Raw genomic sequence first — 16,482 nt, 5'->3', positions numbered from 1 at the left:
GTCGTGGCTGGTCGCGCAGTTCCCCGCGCCCCTTTGGGGCGCCGAACCGCAGCGGATTAGTTGTTCCGGTCCTCCAGGTACCGCGTGTGGGTCTCCTGGCGCCTCGCCTCGGTGTCCCGCAGCCCGGCCGCCAGCTGCTCGGCCTCCTCCTTCAGGAGGCCCAGCTGGCGCTCCAGATGGCGCTCCGGCGGCTCCTGTCCGGGCGTCAGACGCGTCCACCACCGCGTCCGTACGAAGCTGTCGACGGCCTCCGGGATGTCCTGCCGTACCGTCCGCGACAGGACGTGGACGCCCTCCGGGTCCTGGGCCAGCAGCTCGGCGGCCCAGCCCGGGTCGAGCAACGCCGTGAGCAGGTCGGTCAGTTCGGCGAGCCGGGTCTCCGTCGAGGCCGGCAGGCCGACCTCCGCCAGGTAGGTCTCCAGCCGGCGGAAGTCGGCCCGTACCTCCTCCAGTTGGGCGGAGGGCGTCGGGAAGTCCGGCAGCGGGGGGCGTTCCGGCGGGGCGATCAGCGCGCCCGCGCCGTACAGGCCCGCCACCACCACCGGCCAGTACGGGCCGGCCACGCCCGTGAACGTCAGGACCAGGCCCAGCAGGCCGCCCGCCGAACCGGTGAGGTTCTTGCGGGACTCCAGGTAGGCGAGGGCCTTATTGGTAGCCACGGATCTCCTCGAAGGCGCCGTCCAGGGAGTCCTGCCGGCCGTCGAAGAGACGGCCGCCGGTCAGGTCGGCGATGTGCTGGAGTTCGGCGCGGGACGAGTCGCCGAAGAGGATGGGGAAGACAGGGATCTGCTGCCGGTCGGCGGAGAGCTTGTTGTAGAACGCGTCGAAGTCGCCGACCTTGGCGCCCGTGGTGTTCTCGCCGTCGGTCATCAGCACGATCGACGTGAACGTCTCCTGGGAGGGGTTCAGCTGGGCGTACGCCTTCTCCAGGGAGGTGTAGATCGCCGTGTTGCCGTCGGCGTGCAGGGCGTCGGTGTCCTTGCGGATCGCGGCCAGGTCGGACTTGTCGTCGACCACGTGGGTGCTGACGCTCTTCACGGCCGAGCCGAACGGCATCAGAGTGACCTCCTCGCGGTTGCGGAAGTCGCTGGTGAGGCCGGTGAGGGCCGCCTTCAGGCGGGAGAGGCGGTCGCCCTCCATCGAGCCCGAGGTGTCCAGGACGTAGACCGTGCGGGAGGGCCTGCGCAGGTCGTTCTCGTAGGCCGAGATGAGCCCGTCGGCCACCGACTGGGTGCCGGGGAAGGGGAGCTCGCGGCGGCGGCTGGTGTCCAGGCCGGCCGCCGGGGCGACGGAGGCCACCACCGGGCGGCGGTGGGTGGAGTCCGTGATGAGCTTCTGCACGGCCGCCGTACGCAGGTCCTCCGTCACCCTGCGGACGTCCTCGCGGGTCGCGGCGGAGGTCGAGGCCAGGGACGAGAACGGGTAGTCGGCGGTGATCACGCCGTCGCTCGGGCGGATCACGGTGAGACCGGGGATGCCCTGGAGCACCGACTCGTAGTTGAGCAGGGCGTCCACGTTGCCGCGCCGCTGGTAGGCCGAGGCCAGCCAGCCGGAGGAGCCCGAGGTCAGGGTCTGGCCCTTGAAGAACTTCTTCAGCCGGGGAGTCGCCTTCGTGACGTCGGCGTCCGTGAGCGCCGACTGGGCGCCGGAGAGCGCGGAGGCCACCGAGACCAGCGTGGCGAAGCCGGAGTTGGAGCGCGCCGGGTCGGTCATGCCGTACGTCAGCTTTCCGGCTTCCACGGCCTGCTCGACCTGGGACCAGGTGACGTCGGCCGGCTTCCAGCCCAGCGACCGGACGGTGGCCGTCTTCACGCCGATCGCGACCGGGCTGGACATGACGGACGTCTCGGAGACGACCTTCTTCGCCGCCTCCGGGCGCAGCCGCAGGTAGTCGTCGGAGGACAGCCAGAGCGCGTCGTACCTGCCGTCCGTCTTCCCCTCGGCCACCAGGTCGATGGCGTCCAGGGTGCCCATGTAGGTGGGCCGGATCGTGACCCCGGTGTCCTTGCGGACCCGGTCGAAGACGGCCGTCATGTCGCTGAGTTCGGAGGAGGCGAGGACCCGCAGGGTGCCCGCCTTCGGGGCCGTGGAGTCGTCGTCGCCGTGATTCTGGGAGGTGCAGCCGGCCAGGACGACGGCCGCCGTCGCGAGGAGGGCGGAGAGGGCGGGGAGCGTGCGTCTGCTCATCCGAGGCCGCCCTCCAGCGCGCTCTTCGAGCGGCTGCGCTCCAGGTAGGCGCTCGCCTGGTGGAGCTCGTCGGTGAGGGACTGCACGGTGGTGGCCATCGCCTCGGTCGCCTGCACCTTGTAGGTGTCGATGGCGTCGAGGGTCCGGTAGATCTGCTGGAACGCGGAGCGCAGCGTCTCGGCGCCCACCGCCGGGTCGGCGGCGATCCGCTGGATCTCCCCGCTCTGGGTCGCGAGCATCTCGGCGTTGCCCCTGATCAGGTCCTCGGTCGTCCCGCGCAACGCGTTGACCTGCTCGATCACCTTCTTCTGGTTGTCGAGCGCGGAGGCCAGCATCACCGAGATCCGCAGCGCGGAGACCGTGGTGGTGGCGGCACGTTCGACGCCCTTGATCAGTTCGTCGTTGTTGCGCCGTACGACGTCCATCGCGAGGTAGCCCTGCGCGGACACCGCGAGCTGGGTGAGCAGGTCCTGGTGCTTCTGCCGGACCGGGAAGAGCACGTCCGCCCGCACGGCGTCGGCCTCCTGGGGGTCCGGGATCCGCGCGGCGTGCTGCTCGACGGCGGTGTCCAGGGCCTGGGTGAGCACCACGTACTCCTGGAGCTTGCCCATGGTCTCCCAGAGCCGCACCCGCTCGGTCTGCAACGCCGCGTTGTCCCGCCGCAGTTCGTCCTGGCCGCCGCGCAGCGAACCCACGATCTTGTTCAACGTGCCCTGCGCGGAGGCGTACTTGGCGACGTGGTCGCGGAGCCTGTTGCCGCCGGGCAGCCGGGAGAGGAACTTGCGGCCCTTGCCCGCCGGCAGGTCGCGCGGGTCCAGGTCCTCGACGACCCGGCGGAGTTCGACCAGCGAGCCGGCCACCTTGGCCTGCGCGTCGCCGCCCTTGTCGGGCAGGCTGCGGACGGCACGCTCCAGCATGCGGTTGGACTGCGAGGCGGCGGTGCGCATCTCGCCGGCGCCCAGGCCGGTGATCTCGCCTACCTTGCTCGCGAACTCCGGTGACCGGGCGTCCAGCGAGGCGAGGTCCCGGACGTAGTCGGAGGCCTTGCGCGCCATGTCCGTACGGACGCCGTCGTCGACGGGCACCAGCCCGCCGGCCTTCTCCCGCGGCACCGGCGCGACCGCCTCCGGCGGGGTCAGCGTGAAGACGTCCTCACCGCTCAGCGTGGGCGGGTGCTCGCCGCCGCTCGGCCGCATCTTGTCGAAGTTGCTCACAGGGTCCCCCCGTCAGCCGCGCGCCCGGCGGGCCATCTCGTGCAGCACCGCGGAGGTGGGCACGGGCGCCTGCCGGACGCCGGTCAGTGTCTGGTTGAGGTAGGCGGCGCGGTCGGCGGTGTCCTTGACGAACTCGGCGGAGTCGCCCTGGGGCCGGAAGCCGTGCTTGACGGCGAGCCCGCGCAGGGCCGGGTCGGTGCTGAGGAGTTCGCCGAGCTGCCGGCCGGCGTCGTCGAGCGGCACGATGGTGTGGTCGCTGTTGACCGTGGTGTCCGGGTAGAGGACGACGAGGTCGTCGGCGTCGTGCTGCTCCGCGAGCAGCGACACCACCTGCGACTCGTACAGGCACACCAGCGGGTTGCCGGCGCCGCTGATGAAGTCCCTGAACACCGAGTCGCTGCTGGGCTGTTGCGCCCCCTGCACGCTGACCAGCTTGTGCAGCAGCGGCGCGGTCCTCGCGACGTCGGCGTCGCTCGCCACGACCCTCCCCCCGTTGGCGACGTAGGAGGCGGCGGCGAGGTACAGCGCGCCGGAGTTGGAGGTCTCCGGGTCGGTACTGGTGATGTACAGCGTCCCGGTCAGCTCCCCGTGCGCCTTGGCCCCCTTGAGCTGCTGCCAGGTCCGGTCGTGCCGGGCGGCGTCCAGGTAGGCGGCCATCTTCAGGGTCCCCTTGCCGCCCTTCGCGTCGAGCACGGCGAGCCCGTTGGCGGCCAGCACCCGGGCCGCGCTGCGGTGGGCGACCACGACGAGGGGCGAGTAGAAGGGGCGGGGGAGGGGCTGGCGGGCGTGGTACTTCGCGGCCAGCGTGTCGGCGGGCGCCGAGCTGGACGGGAAGGCGAAGTCGTAGCCCTTCAGGTCCAGATCCTCCATGGCCCAGGAACCGGACGCCTCCGTCTTCACGGTGAAGCCCTTGGCGGCGAGGGCCTTCACCACATCGGGATCGGCGAAGAAGTCCGACTTCTCCGAACCGATCACACCACGCACGGTCTTCGTTGCCGTGCCCTTGTCATCCCCATGCCGGCCTGCGACGACGGCAGCCACCACGCCACCGATCAGCAGTACCGCGAGGACGATTCCAGCGATACGTCTCACGAGGTGGAGAGTGCTCCCGGAATCCCTCAGTCCTGGGTGGAACGGATGAACGGGGGGTGAAGGGGGCGCCCCGGAACGAAACCGGAGCGCCGAAGTCCGCCGGGCGCCGTCAGGCGGGGTCGTTCGGGTCGTTCCCTGCCTTGCCGTAGCGGCGGAAAGCGGAGGTCTCCACCTGCCAGGGGCCGAAGGGCACCAGGTCGCCGTAGATGTAAGGGCCCATGTGCCGGTAGCGGTTTCCGCACGGTTCTGAATGCACTTCGATCGTGCCCTTCCGGGGGTCGACGATCATGTAGTGGGCGATGCCCATGGCCGAGTATTCGCAGATCTTTTCGACGTAGTCGTTTTCCGGGTTGGACGGTGAGACGATCTCGACGACGGCCAGCACCTGTGAGGCGTCGACAGCGAGACCCTCCTCGTCGAGCACGTCCTCGGGGATGACCACGGCGTCGGGGCGGCGCATGCGGCCGAGGGCGGGGTGCTCGATCTCCGGGCCGTTCTCGCACATGTAGCCGGGGTGGGTGACCTGGAGCTGGGTGTTCAGCTGATTGCGGATACGGCTGATCGTGCCCTCATGCCGTTTCGACGGGCGCATCATCGCCAGTATCGGGCCGGACGGTCCGATCTCGACGCTCCAGGTCCCTTCGAGCTGCTCGGCGTAGGCCCCGAGTTCTTCGGCGATCCCGCGCATCTTCGAGTAGTCCATGCCCATGACCTCAGCGTACTGAGATATGGCAACCCGGTCCGCGCGTCGCTGCGGGAGCGCGCGGACCGGGGCCGTAGGGGGGTGGGTCAGCCGGCCGTGGTGAGTTCCGTGGCTGCCGCGTGGGCGTCCATGCGCTCCGCCGCGAGGATCGCCGCCGCGGTGTCCGCGCGGGACGCCGCGACCAGCAGGGCGCGGCCGGCGACGGCATGTGCGCGCTCGTGCAGCGCGGCCGGCTCCTGGGCCGCCGTCAGTGACGCGCGGACCGGCGTACGCCCGCCCCGCAGCCGGGCCACCTGCTCGGCCAGCCGGGTCGCGGCGGCGTCGAGGTCGGTGGACGGCGCGAGCGCGCGCAGCTCGTCGGTGACGGCGAGCAGCGCGGCGAGGTGTCCCGCGAGCTGGATGTCCAGCTCCTCCTCGCGCGTCCGGTGGGGGAAGTCGGAAGAGGGGCCGGCCATCGTGCTGTGGACCGACTTGGTGCGGATCGGTTCGTACATGGGATGGCCTCCTGTGCTCTGACAGGAAGCCATCCTAGCTTAGATTCCGTCTAAAGTTGACCCGGGTCGCGGACGGTCGCCCGGCGGCTGCCGTGGGCTGCCTACGGCTGGCCGTAGCCGTCCAGGAACCGGCCGATCCGGGTGATCGCGTCCCGCAGATCGCCCACCGCCGGCAGGGTCACCACCCGGAAGTGGTCCGGCTCCGGCCAGTTGAAGCCGGTGCCCTGGACGACCATGATCTTCTCCTGCCGCAGCAGGTCGAGGACCATCTGCCGGTCGTCCTTGATCTTGAAGACCTGGGGGTCGAGGCGCGGGAAGAGGTACAGCGCGCCCTTGGGGCGGACGCAGCTCACGCCCGGGATCTGGGTGAGCAGCTCGTAGGCCGTGTCCACCTGCTCCTTCAGGCGCCCGCCCGGCAGCACGAGTTCGTTGATCGTCTGGCGTCCGCTGAGCGCGGCCACGACCCCGTGCTGACCCGGCATGTTCGCGCACAGCCGCATGTTCGCGAGGATCGTCAGGCCCTCGATGTAGGAGTCGGCGTGCGCCCGGGGCCCCGAGACGGACATCCAGCCGACCCGGTAGCCGGCCACCCGGTACGCCTTGGACATGCCGTTGAAGGTGAGCGTGAGGAGATCCGGGGCGACGGCGGCGGTCGGGGTGTGCGTGGCGCCGTCGTAGAGGATCTTGTCGTAGATCTCGTCCGAGCAGACGAGCAGGTTGTGGCGGCGGGCGATGTCGGTCAGCCCGCGCAGCATCGCCTCGTCGTACACCGCGCCCGTCGGGTTGTTCGGGTTGATGATGACGATCGCCTTGGTGCGGTCGGTGACCTTGCGCTCGACGTCGGCGAGGTCGGGCATCCAGTCCGACTGCTCGTCGCAGCGGTAGTGCACGGCCGTACCGCCGGAGAGGGAGACGGCGGCGGTCCACAGGGGGTAGTCCGGCGCGGGTACGAGGACCTCGTCGCCGTCGTCCAGGAGCCCCTGCATCGCCATCACGATCAGCTCGGAGACGCCGTTGCCGATGAAGACGTGCTCGACGTCGGTCTCGATGCCGATGGTCTGGTTGTGCATGACGACCGCGCGCCGGGCGGCCAGCAGCCCCTTCGCGTCGCCGTAGCCGTGGGCCGTGGAGACGTTGCGGAGGATGTCCTCCAGGATCTCCGGCGGGCACTCGAAGCCGAAGGCGGCCGGGTTGCCGGTGTTGAGCTTGAGGATGCGGTGCCCCGCCGCCTCTAGCCGCATCGCCTCCTCGAGAACCGGGCCCCGGATCTCGTAACAGACGTTGGCGAGCTTGGTCGACTGGATCACCTGCATGTCGGTGAGCTTACGGGGCGGTAACGCCCGTCGGGCCGTGTTTTCCACCACTTGGCTGCTCCCGTCCCTGGTGGGAGGGGATTTCTGGCTCAGGCTGCCTCTCGGAGTGGCGCTCCGGGAGGTCTTACGCCCTCAACACCAGCCGGGGCCAGACCAGCCCGGACCAGCATCACGTGCGCGGAGTTCTTGTCCCTTGGGGAGACGGCTCCGCATGCGGCGCAGGTGTATGTGCGTTCTGACAGTGGGAGTGCGTGCTTGGTTCTCGCACCGCAGCGTCCGCAGTCCATGGTGGTGTGCGCGGGATGGACCAGACGTACGTCCCGCCCGTGCTTGCGGCCCATCTCGATCAGGGCCTGTTTCGTCGTGCCGATCGCGGCGTCCGCCGCCTTGCGCGCCATGGTGGTCCTGGCGAGGAACTTCGGCCGGAAGTTCTCCACCGCGATCGCATCATGATCCCGGACGACCTTCTTCGCCCACTTTCGTGCGGTGTCCTGCCGCTGCCGGGCGATCTTTTGGTAAGTCTTCGCCCGCCACCGCTTCGCCTCCCGGTAGCCCTTCGACGCAGCCTGGCCCTTCCTGGGTCTACGGCGGGCCATCATGCGGTCGTACCGGGACAGCTTGGCCTTGGCCCTCTTGCCGTGTCCGGGGTGGGCGAGATCGTGGGCGTCGCTGGTAGTGGTCGCGATCTCCTTGACGCCCCAGTCCACGCCGAGCGACCGTCCGGTGGCAGGCAAGGGTTCGACCTGGGCAGGGACGACGACCGACGCGTACCAGTCGCCCAGACCGTCTCGGTAGACACGTACTGACGAAGGCTCGGCGGGCAGTTGCCGCGACCACACCACGGTCAGCGCGATCCCGCCCGCGAGATGCAGCCGACCGTCCTTGAGTCGGAAGCCGTTCCGCGTGTAGTTCAGCGTGGGATCGACCAGGTGCTTCTTCTTCAGGCCCGGCATCCCTGCCCGGAGCCTCACCGGCAGCCGCTCCTTGATGTCCTTCAGTGCCTTTGCGCGGCACTTGCCGAAGTCGCGGATCAACTGCTGCTGCGGCACGCTGGCGCCCTCGGCCAGCCAAGGAATCATGGCGCGGGCCTGAGTCAGCATGCGGTCCAGCCGGGCCGGACCGCACTCCTCCCCGGCGCCGTGGGCCTTCTTCGAACGAGCCACGCACTCGTTCCACACCCACCGGCACCGCCCCCACTCCGCCAGCAGCGCCTCACGTGCGGTGGACGACACCCGCAGCCGGTAGCTGTACCGAGCGTTCCTCACGCCCTGGCGCCCTTGCACCGCAGTCACCGCCGCCCTCACGTCTGGGACTCAGCACCGTCGCCTGACTGTATGTACGAAGGTCGAATGCCCACGCCGTCATCGCGTCGCCATCACCTCAATCGGTGAGCGAGGGTGTGTGTGTTCGATTTTCCGGGCTCTGTCGTACTGGTTGTGCGGGCGTACCGCGCTCATGGCAGACCGATGGCATGCGGCATGTTTCCCGGCATTGTGCCGGGCCTCGCCCTGCCGTCCTGACGGGGTGATGGTTCTTCTCGATCTGAAAGAGGCCATCCTGCCGGGGCTCGGCACCTCGGGCTGATTTGGCCTGTTATCGCCGGTAGCTGTCTCAAAGGGTCCTCCTCTCCCTAGAATTCGCGTCCATGCCGAGACCTGCCGAGGACGAGACCGGGGCGCCCAGCGTCTACCGACCCGAGGGCGGACCGGCCCCCGTGTACGAGGAGTACCGGGATCCGGCCTCCGCGCACGGCTGGCTCAACGCGTACGACGAGACACGCGAGCTGCCGAGGGTCGCGTCCGCCGCGCCGGGGCCGGGCCGGGCGGAGCGGCGGCGGGCGGCCCGTGGCGCGGGCGGCCTGCGCGCCAAGCACGTGGCGGTCGCCGTGGGTGCGGTGGGCGCCGCGTCCGTGGCCGCGCTGGTCGCCGGGTTCGCCTTCTCCTCGTCGTCCGGCGGCGGCCAGGTGGAGCAGGACCGCGCGAAGCACACGGCCGGTGAGTCGTCGGCGCTGGCACAGGCGCCGGAGGAAGGCCCGAGCGGTGCGTCCGCCGCACCTTCCGTGAAGTCGGCCGCGCCGGTCGGGGAGTCGCCGTCGGCCCGCGCCACGTCCACGGCCGGGACGCCCGCCTCGGCATCGGGGACTCTCTCGGCGAGTGCCACCCCGACGCGCAGCGCCGGCGCGAGCGTCACCCCGTCGCCGACGGTCGCTGCCACGTCCTCGACGGCGAGCCCCACGTACGGGGGGCACGGCTGGGGGCACGGGCATGGCGGCGGCCGGGGGCGTTAGGGGCGAGCCCCCCATGGGCAGGGCGGTGCGCTCGGTCCCAAGTGGCCGCGGAAATATGTAGTTTGGCCCCCAGGACGAAGGGGGTCGTATGGAATTCTCGCTGCTCAACGACGAGCCCGTGACCGGCCCCGCGGCCGATCTGCTCGGCGCCGGGCAGGCCGCCCGGCAGCTGGCCAAGCTGCTGCACGACTCCCGGTCCGCGACCCCGTTGACCCTTGCCGTGGACGCCGGCTGGGGCATGGGGAAGAGCAGTCTGATGCGGCTGGTCGAGGCGGAGTTACGGCAGAAGGACGTCGAGACCGTCTGGTACAACGCCTGGACCTCCACCGGCGCCGACGCCCTCGAAGGGCTCATCAAGACCGTCCTGATGCGGCTGGACGAGCGGGTGCTGCGGCGGGCGGTGGCCCGGCTCTCCGGGCGGAAACCGTGGCTCACGACCCTGCGGGCGACGCTGACGGTGGCCGGCGCGACGGTCGGGCTGGCGGGCCTGGTCGACCGGTTCTGGGCGGAGCTGTCGGTCGACGCGAAGGCCCGTAACTACCTGCGGACCGAGCTGCGGGAGCTCGCCACCGCCTGGGCGGAGGGGGCCGGTGACCGGCCCCGCCGCATGCTGGTCGAGCACATCGACGCCGCCTGTGCGGAAATCCGCCAACACCGTTCCTGAAACAGCTCCTTGCCCGCGCGGCCACTTGTGTTGAGAATGTGCATGACAAAAACAGCGGGTGGCCGGAAGATCTCCGGTCACCTCGTCGTATAGAGGGGACCCCCACATGAACAAGCCTCTCGTCGCCGCGCTCGCCTCCCTGGCCATCACCGGGATCGGCACGGCACCGGCGGTCGCGGCGCCGCAGACGGCCAAGGCCGCCGCGGTGACCGTCAACTTCGCGGGCACCGTCTCGCTCAGCAACTGCTCCGGCTCCGTCATCCGCTTCCCGAACTCCGCGGACAGCGACCCGGCGCTGGTCCTCACCAACGGACACTGCCTGGAGACCGGCTTCCCTGAGCCCGGCGAGGTCATCACCGGCCAGTCCTCCAGCCGTACCTTCGGCCTGCTGAACTCCTCCGGCACCAGGGTCGCCACGCTCCGCGCCAACCAGGTCGTCTACTCGACGATGACCGACACGGACGTCACGATCTACCGCACCACCACGACGTACGCGGCGATCAAGAGCTCCTACGGCATCAGCCCGCTGACCGTCAGCGCCACCCACCCGACCGCCGGCACCGCCATCAAGGTCGTCTCCGGCTACTGGAAGACGATCTACAGCTGCAACATCGACGGGTTCGTGTACCGGCTCAAGGAGGGCGACTGGACCTGGAAGGACTCGGTCCGCTACACCTCCGCGTGCAACACGATCGGCGGGACCTCGGGGTCGCCGGTGATCGACACCACCACCGGGCAGGTCGTCGCCGTCAACAACACGGGCAACGAGGACGGGGAGCGGTGCACCGTCGACAACCCGTGCGAGGTGGACGAGAGCGGGAACGTGACGGTGCGGCAGGGGATCAACTACGCGGAGGAGACGTACATCATTCCGGCGTGCTTCACGACGGGGAATGTGCTGAACCTCAGCGCGAGTGGTTGCACCCTGCCCAAGCCGTAGCGCTTCGCTGGGGGCGCCGCTTTCGGGTGCGGGTGGGTGGGGGCTGGTCGCGCCCACGCGGCGGCAGCCGCACATCGGATACAGCCCCGCGCCCCTTCAGGGGCGCTACAGCGGGGTGCGTCGGATTGCTCGGCCCGCCAGGGCGTCCGTGCGGCGGCCGTCCTCGATGACGAAGCGGCCGTCGATCAGGACGTGGGGGATGCCTGTCGGCAGTTGGCGTGGGTTCTCGAACGTCGAGCCCGCCGCCACCGTCCGCGGGTCGAAGAGGACGAGGTCGGCGCGGTAGCCCTCGTGTACGAGGCCGCGGTCCGGCAGGCGCAGCCGGGCCGCGGGGCGGGCGGTGAGGTGGGCGACGCACTCCTCCAGGGAGAGCACGCCCAGCTCCCGTACGTAGTGGCCGAGGTAGTGCGGGAACGTGCCGTAGGCGCGGGGGTGGGGTTTCGCGCCCTGGAGGATGCCGTCCGAGCCGCCGGTGTGGACCGGGTGGCGCATGATCGTGCGGACGTTCTCCTCGTGGCCGACGTGCTGGAGGATCGAGGGGGCGAGGCGGTCCGCCAGGAGAAGGCGGCGGGCCGTCGTCCACGGGGGCTCGCCGCGCAGCCGCGCCGACTCCTCGACCGTCCGGCCGACGAAGCCGGACAGTGCCGGGTCGCCCACGCCCGAGATCTCGATCGTGGCCCACTCGACGGGTACGCCGTGGCAGCCGTCGGAGCCGACGCTCTCCAGGTGGTGGCGGATGCGTTCGGACGTGTCGTCGTCGGCCAGGCGGGCCAGGGCCGCCGCAGGGCCGCCCTCGTTGGCCCAGCTCGGCAGCATCGCCGCGAGGGTCGTGCTGCCGGGGGTGTAGGGGTAGGTGTCGAGGGTGATGTCGGCGCCGGCGGCGAGGGCCTCGTCGAGGAGGGCCAGCAGTTCGGGGGCCCGGCCCTTGTTCACGCCGAAGTTCATGGTGGCGTGGGCCAGATGGAGCGGGCAGCCGGCCTCCCGGGTCAGGGCCACCATCTCCGCGTACGCCTCCAGCGCGCCCGCGCCGTACGAGCGGTGGTGCGGGCAGTAGTAGCCGCCGTACTCCGCCACCACCTTGCACAGCTCGGTCAGTTCCGCGTCCGGCGCGTACATGCCGGGGGTGTAGGTGAGCCCGGAGGACAGGCCGACCGCGCCCTGGGCCAGGCCCTCGGCCACCAGGCGGCGCATGTGGTCCAGTTCGGCCGGGGTCGCCGGGCGGTCCTCCCAGCCGACGGCGAGCGCACGGACCGTGCCCTGCGGGACGAGGTAGGCCGCGTTGACGGCGATGCCCCGGTCGAGGCGGTCCAGGTACTCGCCGACCGACCCCCAGTCGACGTCGATGTCGTCGCCGGAGCCGTTCCAGCCGGCGATCGCGGCGCGGACCTCCGCCAGCGTGCGGTCGTCGACCGGGGCGTACGACAGGCCGTCCTGGCCCAGGACCTCCAGGGTGACCCCCTGCGCGGCCTTCGCGCTGTGGTCGGGGTCGCGGAGCAGGGCCAGGTCGCTGTGGGCGTGCATGTCGACGAAGCCGGGGGAGAGGACCAGGCCCTCCGCGTCCAGCTCCCGCACCGCCCGCGGGCGCTGGCAGCCCGCCGCCGCGGCTTCCTTGACGATCGACACGATCCGGCCGCCGTCGATCACCACGTCGGCGCGGTAGGAGGGTCCCCCGCTGCCGTCGACGACGTCCGCGTCCCGGATGACGAGCTGCTCCACGACCCCTCCTAGAAGAACGTGCGGATGTAGTCGACGACCGTCCCGTCCGCCTCGGCCACCGGGATCAGCTGCCACTTGTCGAACGACGTGCACGGGTGGGAGAGGCCGAGGCCCACCCAGTCCCCGACCTCCAGGTCCGCGTCGGGGCCGGTGCGCAGCCAGGCGTGCTGGTCGGAGAGGCCGGTGACCGCGACCCCGGTCGCCGGGCGCTCGGTGCCCGCCCGGCGGATCACCTGGGCGACCGGGAGGTCGAGGTCGTAGGCCGCGTCCCGCTTGCCCGCGTTGGTGAAGGCCTGCTCCGGGGAGGGACGGGAGACGACCTGCGTCCAGAGCCGGAAGGCGGGCTCAAGGGCGCCCTCCTCGGGGACCCGGTTGAAGGGGGTGACGTCCCGGTAGCGGCCGTCGTCGTGCGAGACGTACGCGCCCGAGCGCAGCAGCTTCAGCACGGGCGCCGACAGTTCGGGGATGCCGGCGAAGACGTCCGAGACCGCGTCGAACCAGGCGCTGCCGCCCGCGCTCACCACGATCTCCGTCAGGCCCGCGAACCGGCCCGCCCTGTCGAACCCGACGGCGAGGGCGACCAGCCGGCGCAGATAGGCGTGCACCCGGTCCGGGTCGGCCTGCGGGACCTCGCCCTCGTACCCCGCCACCCCGACCAGCCGCAGCGTCCGCGTCGCGGCCACCGCGTCCGCGACCGCCGCGCACTCCGCCTCGGTACGGACGCCGGTCCGGGCGCCCTCCCCGGCGGCCAGCTCGACCACGACGTCCACGGGGCGGGCGGTCCCGTGCAGCGCGGCGTCCATCAGCTCGACCCCGCGCACGGAGTCGACGTAGCAGACGAAACGGAAGTCGGCGTCGCGCTCCAGTTCGCCGGCGATCCAGCGGAGCGCCGGGGCGTCCACGAGCTCGTTGGCGAGGAAGACCCTGCGGGTGCCGAACGCCCGCGCCACCCGCACCTGGTGCGGCACGGCGAGGGTGATGCCCCACGCCCCGCGCCCGGTCTGCCGGTGGAAGAGCTGCGGGGCCATCGAGGTCTTGCCGTGCGGGGCGAAGGCGAGGCCGTGCCGTTCGGTGTACGACTCCATCAGCGCGAGGTTGTGCTCCAGACGCTCGGCGGACAGGGCCAGCACCGGGGTCGCGAAGCCGTCCGTGAACAGGTTGCGGCGCTGGGCGGCCAGTTCGCCGACGGTGAGGCCCTCGGCGTCCGGCGGGAGGCCCTTGAAACGGTGGTCGACGCGTTCCTTCGCGAGCCGGGCGAGCGCTTCGGTGCCGGTGTCGAGGGACACGGAGCCTCCCTGATCAGGTTGGTTGCATTCTGTGCAACGTCCATTGCGTATATCGCTTACCGCTGTCTAACATCCACGCCAACGCCGGGTCAATGGAGCCCGCAGCGACCCTTCCCCGACGACGAGGAGCCACGACCATCGTGAAGGCCACCGGCGCCGTTGACGCCGTGGACGTCGTCGCGCTCGGCGAGTCCATGGTCACGTTTGTGCCCACCCGGCCGGGGCGCCTCGCGGACGTGCCGTCCTTCGACCGCGCGATCGGCGGTGCCGAGTCCAACGTCGCGTGTGCGCTGGCCGCCGCAGGGCACGCCGTGCGCTGGGTCAGCCGGGTCGGCGCGGACGGGTTCGGCGACCACCTGCTGGAGACGATCGCCTCGTACGGCGTGGACGTCTCGGCCGTGGGCCGGGATCCGGCGCGGCCGACCGGGGTCTACTTCCGTACGGCCGGTGACCGGGCGACGGACGCGCACGAGGTCGCGTACTACCGGGCGGGGTCGGCGGCGTCCGCGATGTCGGCGGCGACGGTGGACCTCGCGGCGGTGCGCGCGGGCCGGATCCTGCACCTGTCGGGGATCACGGCGGCCCTGTCGGACGGCTGCCTGGGGCTGCTGCGCGAGCTGACGGATCCCGCCGGGGGAGAGCCGCCGCTGGTGTCGTTCGACGTGAACTACCGGGCGGGGCTGTGGGGTTCGGGTGACGGCTCGCGGATCCTGCTGGAGCTGGCCCGCCGGGCCGACGTCGTCTTCGTGGGGGAGGACGAGGCGGAGCAGGCGTGGGGGGTGACGGGAGGGCCGTCGGCGGTCCGGGACCTGTTGCCGGAGCCGGCGGTGCTGGTGGTGAAGCAGGGCGGTGCGGGGGCGACGGCTTTCGTCTCGGCCGCGGCCCGGTGGGGGCTGGCCGCGCAGTTCCCCGCGCCCCTAAAAGGGCGCTACGACCGTCCCTCCTTTCCAGCCGCGGGCAGTCGTGCCGCCGGGGCGATGGGGGTCCCCCCGCTCGCGCGAAGCCGAGAGCGGGGGAGGGTGGGCGCGGGCGGCACCCTGCCAGCGCCGGTGAGTGTCCCCACCCCCCGGCCCCACCCCACCGGCACCTTCGAACCCGCCCCCGCCGTCGACGTCGTGGCAACCGTCGGCGCCGGTGACGCCTTCGCCGCCGGTTTCCTCTCCGGCCTCCTGCGCGGCCTGCCGCTCCCGCAGACACTCAGGCTCGGCCACCTCTTCGCCGCCGCCGCCCTGACCACCCCCGCCGACCTCGCCCCGCCCCCCGCCCGCGACACCACCGACCGGCTGACCGCCCTGGACGCCGACGCGTGGGGGAGACTTCGACTCGGCCCCGGCTGGACCGAAGCCGACGCGGCCGAAGAGGAGGTACCCAGCCCATGAGCCAGACCGTCGACCGAGCGCTCAGCATCCTGCCGCTGCTCGCCGAGGGACCCGCCGACCTCGGCCAGGTCGCCGAACGCCTCGGCGTGCACAAGTCCACCGCACTGCGGCTGCTGCGCACCCTCCACGAACACGGGCTCGTCTACCGCCAGTCCGACCAGCGCTACCGCCTCGGCGCCCGCCTCTTCGCCCTCGCCCAGGAGGCGATGGAGAACCTCGACGTCCGCGAGATCGCCCACCCCCACCTGGCCCGCCTCAACACGGCCTGCGGACACACCGTGCACCTCGCCGTGTACGAGGAGGGCGAGGTCCTCTACATCGACAAGGTCGAGAGCCGCTACCCGGTGCGCATGTACTCGCGGATCGGCAAGCCCGTCGCCATCACCGTCGCCGCCGTCGCCAAACTGCTCCTCGCCGACCTGCCCGAGCCCGAGCGCCGGGCCCTCGCCGACAAGCTCGACTACCCCATGTACACGGCCCGTTCGACGCCCAACGCGGAGGCGTTCCTGAAGGAACTGGCCAGGGTGCGCGAACAGGGCTGGGCCACCGACCTCGGCGGCCACGAGGAGTCCATCAACTGCGTCGCCGCACCGATCCGCGGCGCCGACGGGCGCGTCGTCGCCGCGATGTCGGTCTCCGCGCCCAACGTCGTCGTCACCGCCGAGGAACTCCTCACCCTGCTCCCGCAGGTGCGCCGTACCGCGGACGCGATCAGCGGCGAGTACTCAGGCAGAACACCGATCAAGGAAGCCGGCACCAGATGACCGAGAAGACCGCCCTCACCCCCGCGACCCACACCACCCCGCCCGCGAAGTTCTCGCACGGCGTCCGCAAGGGCAACATCCTCCAGGTCGCCGGCCAGGTCGGCTTCCTGCCCGCCGAGGAGGGCAGGCCCCCGACCCCGGCAGGACCGACCCTGCGCGAGCAGACCCTCCAGACCCTCGCCAACGTCAAGGCGATCCTGGAGGAGGGCGGCGCGTCCTGGGACGACGTCATGATGATCCGCGTCTATCTGACGGACGTCGACCACTTCGCCGAGATGAACGGCATCTACAACACCTACTTCGAGGAGCAGGCGCTCACCGCCCCGCCCGCCGCCCGCACGACCGTGTACGTCGGTCTGCCCGCCGGCCTCCTCATCGAGATCGACGCCCTCGCCGTCCTCGGCTGAGGCCGATACTCCGTCAACTCCCGCACACCGTACGTC

Annotated in this window: 16 protein-coding genes; 6 read left to right on the top strand and 10 right to left on the bottom strand. The window is 71.3% G+C overall.

The annotated features are described in order from the left end of the window. Positions 1 to 56: 56 nt before the first annotated feature. The 8 genes from ACGF5O_RS13130 to ACGF5O_RS13095 form a co-directional block, all read right to left on the bottom strand. Entirely contained in the window at positions 57 to 659 is a 603-nt protein-coding gene (locus ACGF5O_RS13130) for a hypothetical protein (protein WP_393809958.1), read from the bottom strand. Next, positions 646 to 2,187: a substrate-binding domain-containing protein gene (locus tag ACGF5O_RS13125; protein ID WP_393809957.1), complete on the bottom strand. Its 1,542-nt coding sequence runs from the start codon at positions 2,185 to 2,187 to the stop codon at positions 646 to 648. The genes ACGF5O_RS13130 and ACGF5O_RS13125 overlap by 14 nt, the downstream gene beginning before the upstream one ends. Next, positions 2,184 to 3,383, bottom strand: coding sequence for a toxic anion resistance protein (locus ACGF5O_RS13120; RefSeq protein ID WP_393810136.1), 1,200 nt, complete (start codon positions 3,381 to 3,383; stop codon positions 2,184 to 2,186). Before ACGF5O_RS13120 ends, ACGF5O_RS13125 begins: the two co-directional genes overlap by 4 nt. Positions 3,384 to 3,413: 30 nt before the next feature. After that, positions 3,414 to 4,493: a hypothetical protein gene (locus ACGF5O_RS13115; RefSeq protein ID WP_393809956.1), complete on the bottom strand. Its 1,080-nt coding sequence runs from the start codon at positions 4,491 to 4,493 to the stop codon at positions 3,414 to 3,416. A 109-nt stretch (positions 4,494 to 4,602) separates the two neighbouring features. Beyond that, positions 4,603 to 5,196: a Uma2 family endonuclease gene (locus tag ACGF5O_RS13110; protein ID WP_393810135.1), complete on the bottom strand. Its 594-nt coding sequence runs from the start codon at positions 5,194 to 5,196 to the stop codon at positions 4,603 to 4,605. 86 nt (positions 5,197 to 5,282) lie between these two features. Then, positions 5,283 to 5,690, bottom strand: a complete 408-nt coding sequence (locus tag ACGF5O_RS13105) for a hypothetical protein (protein WP_393809955.1) — start codon at positions 5,688 to 5,690, stop codon at positions 5,283 to 5,285. A gap of 101 nt (positions 5,691 to 5,791) precedes the next feature. After that, positions 5,792 to 7,003, bottom strand: coding sequence for a pyridoxal phosphate-dependent aminotransferase (locus ACGF5O_RS13100; RefSeq protein WP_393809954.1), 1,212 nt, complete (start codon positions 7,001 to 7,003; stop codon positions 5,792 to 5,794). An 89-nt stretch (positions 7,004 to 7,092) separates the two neighbouring features. Continuing rightward, a complete protein-coding gene (locus ACGF5O_RS13095) occupies positions 7,093 to 8,295 on the bottom strand; it encodes an RNA-guided endonuclease InsQ/TnpB family protein (RefSeq protein WP_393810134.1) in 1,203 nt (400 codons plus the stop codon). A 353-nt stretch (positions 8,296 to 8,648) separates the two neighbouring features. Between ACGF5O_RS13095 and ACGF5O_RS13090 the strand changes: the two genes are divergently transcribed. The 3 genes from ACGF5O_RS13090 (at position 8,649) to ACGF5O_RS13080 (ending at position 10,894) form a co-directional block, all read left to right on the top strand. Continuing rightward, on the top strand, positions 8,649 to 9,290 hold the full coding sequence (locus ACGF5O_RS13090) for a hypothetical protein (RefSeq protein WP_393809953.1): 642 nt from the start codon (positions 8,649 to 8,651) through the stop codon (positions 9,288 to 9,290). A gap of 88 nt (positions 9,291 to 9,378) precedes the next feature. Then, positions 9,379 to 9,954: a P-loop NTPase fold protein gene (locus ACGF5O_RS13085; RefSeq protein ID WP_393809952.1), complete on the top strand. Its 576-nt coding sequence runs from the start codon at positions 9,379 to 9,381 to the stop codon at positions 9,952 to 9,954. Between the two features lie 106 nt (positions 9,955 to 10,060). Continuing rightward, complete coding sequence (locus tag ACGF5O_RS13080) at positions 10,061 to 10,894, top strand: trypsin-like serine peptidase (RefSeq protein WP_393809951.1); 834 nt, start codon at positions 10,061 to 10,063, stop codon at positions 10,892 to 10,894. Positions 10,895 to 10,999: 105 nt separating this feature from the next. Here ACGF5O_RS13080 and ACGF5O_RS13075 read toward each other — a convergent pair whose 3' ends face one another. Together ACGF5O_RS13075 and ACGF5O_RS13070 are read right to left on the bottom strand one after the other, a co-directional pair. Beyond that, positions 11,000 to 12,610, bottom strand: coding sequence for an amidohydrolase family protein (locus ACGF5O_RS13075; RefSeq protein ID WP_393809950.1), 1,611 nt, complete (start codon positions 12,608 to 12,610; stop codon positions 11,000 to 11,002). 8 nt (positions 12,611 to 12,618) lie between these two features. Continuing rightward, positions 12,619 to 13,896, bottom strand: a complete 1,278-nt coding sequence (locus ACGF5O_RS13070) for an amino acid deaminase (RefSeq protein WP_393809949.1) — start codon at positions 13,894 to 13,896, stop codon at positions 12,619 to 12,621. Positions 13,897 to 14,090: 194 nt separating this feature from the next. Between ACGF5O_RS13070 and ACGF5O_RS13065 the strand changes: the two genes are divergently transcribed. The 3 genes from ACGF5O_RS13065 to ACGF5O_RS13055 are packed head-to-tail and all read left to right on the top strand — an operon-like array spanning position 14,091 to position 16,446. Then, positions 14,091 to 15,275, top strand: coding sequence for a PfkB family carbohydrate kinase (locus ACGF5O_RS13065; RefSeq protein ID WP_393810133.1), 1,185 nt, complete (start codon positions 14,091 to 14,093; stop codon positions 15,273 to 15,275). Then, complete coding sequence (locus ACGF5O_RS13060) at positions 15,272 to 16,039, top strand: IclR family transcriptional regulator (RefSeq protein WP_393809948.1); 768 nt, start codon at positions 15,272 to 15,274, stop codon at positions 16,037 to 16,039. The genes ACGF5O_RS13065 and ACGF5O_RS13060 overlap by 4 nt, the downstream gene beginning before the upstream one ends. Beyond that, complete coding sequence (locus tag ACGF5O_RS13055) at positions 16,036 to 16,446, top strand: RidA family protein (RefSeq protein ID WP_393809947.1); 411 nt, start codon at positions 16,036 to 16,038, stop codon at positions 16,444 to 16,446. Before ACGF5O_RS13060 ends, ACGF5O_RS13055 begins: the two co-directional genes overlap by 4 nt. Positions 16,447 to 16,482: the final 36 nt, after the last annotated feature.

Source organism: Streptomyces sp. NPDC048291 (assembly GCF_043201715.1).
GTDB lineage: Bacteria > Actinomycetota > Actinomycetes > Streptomycetales > Streptomycetaceae > Streptomyces.
The sequence above is the reverse complement of the archived record's forward strand: the minus strand, read 5'-3'. Positions and strand labels throughout refer to the sequence as shown.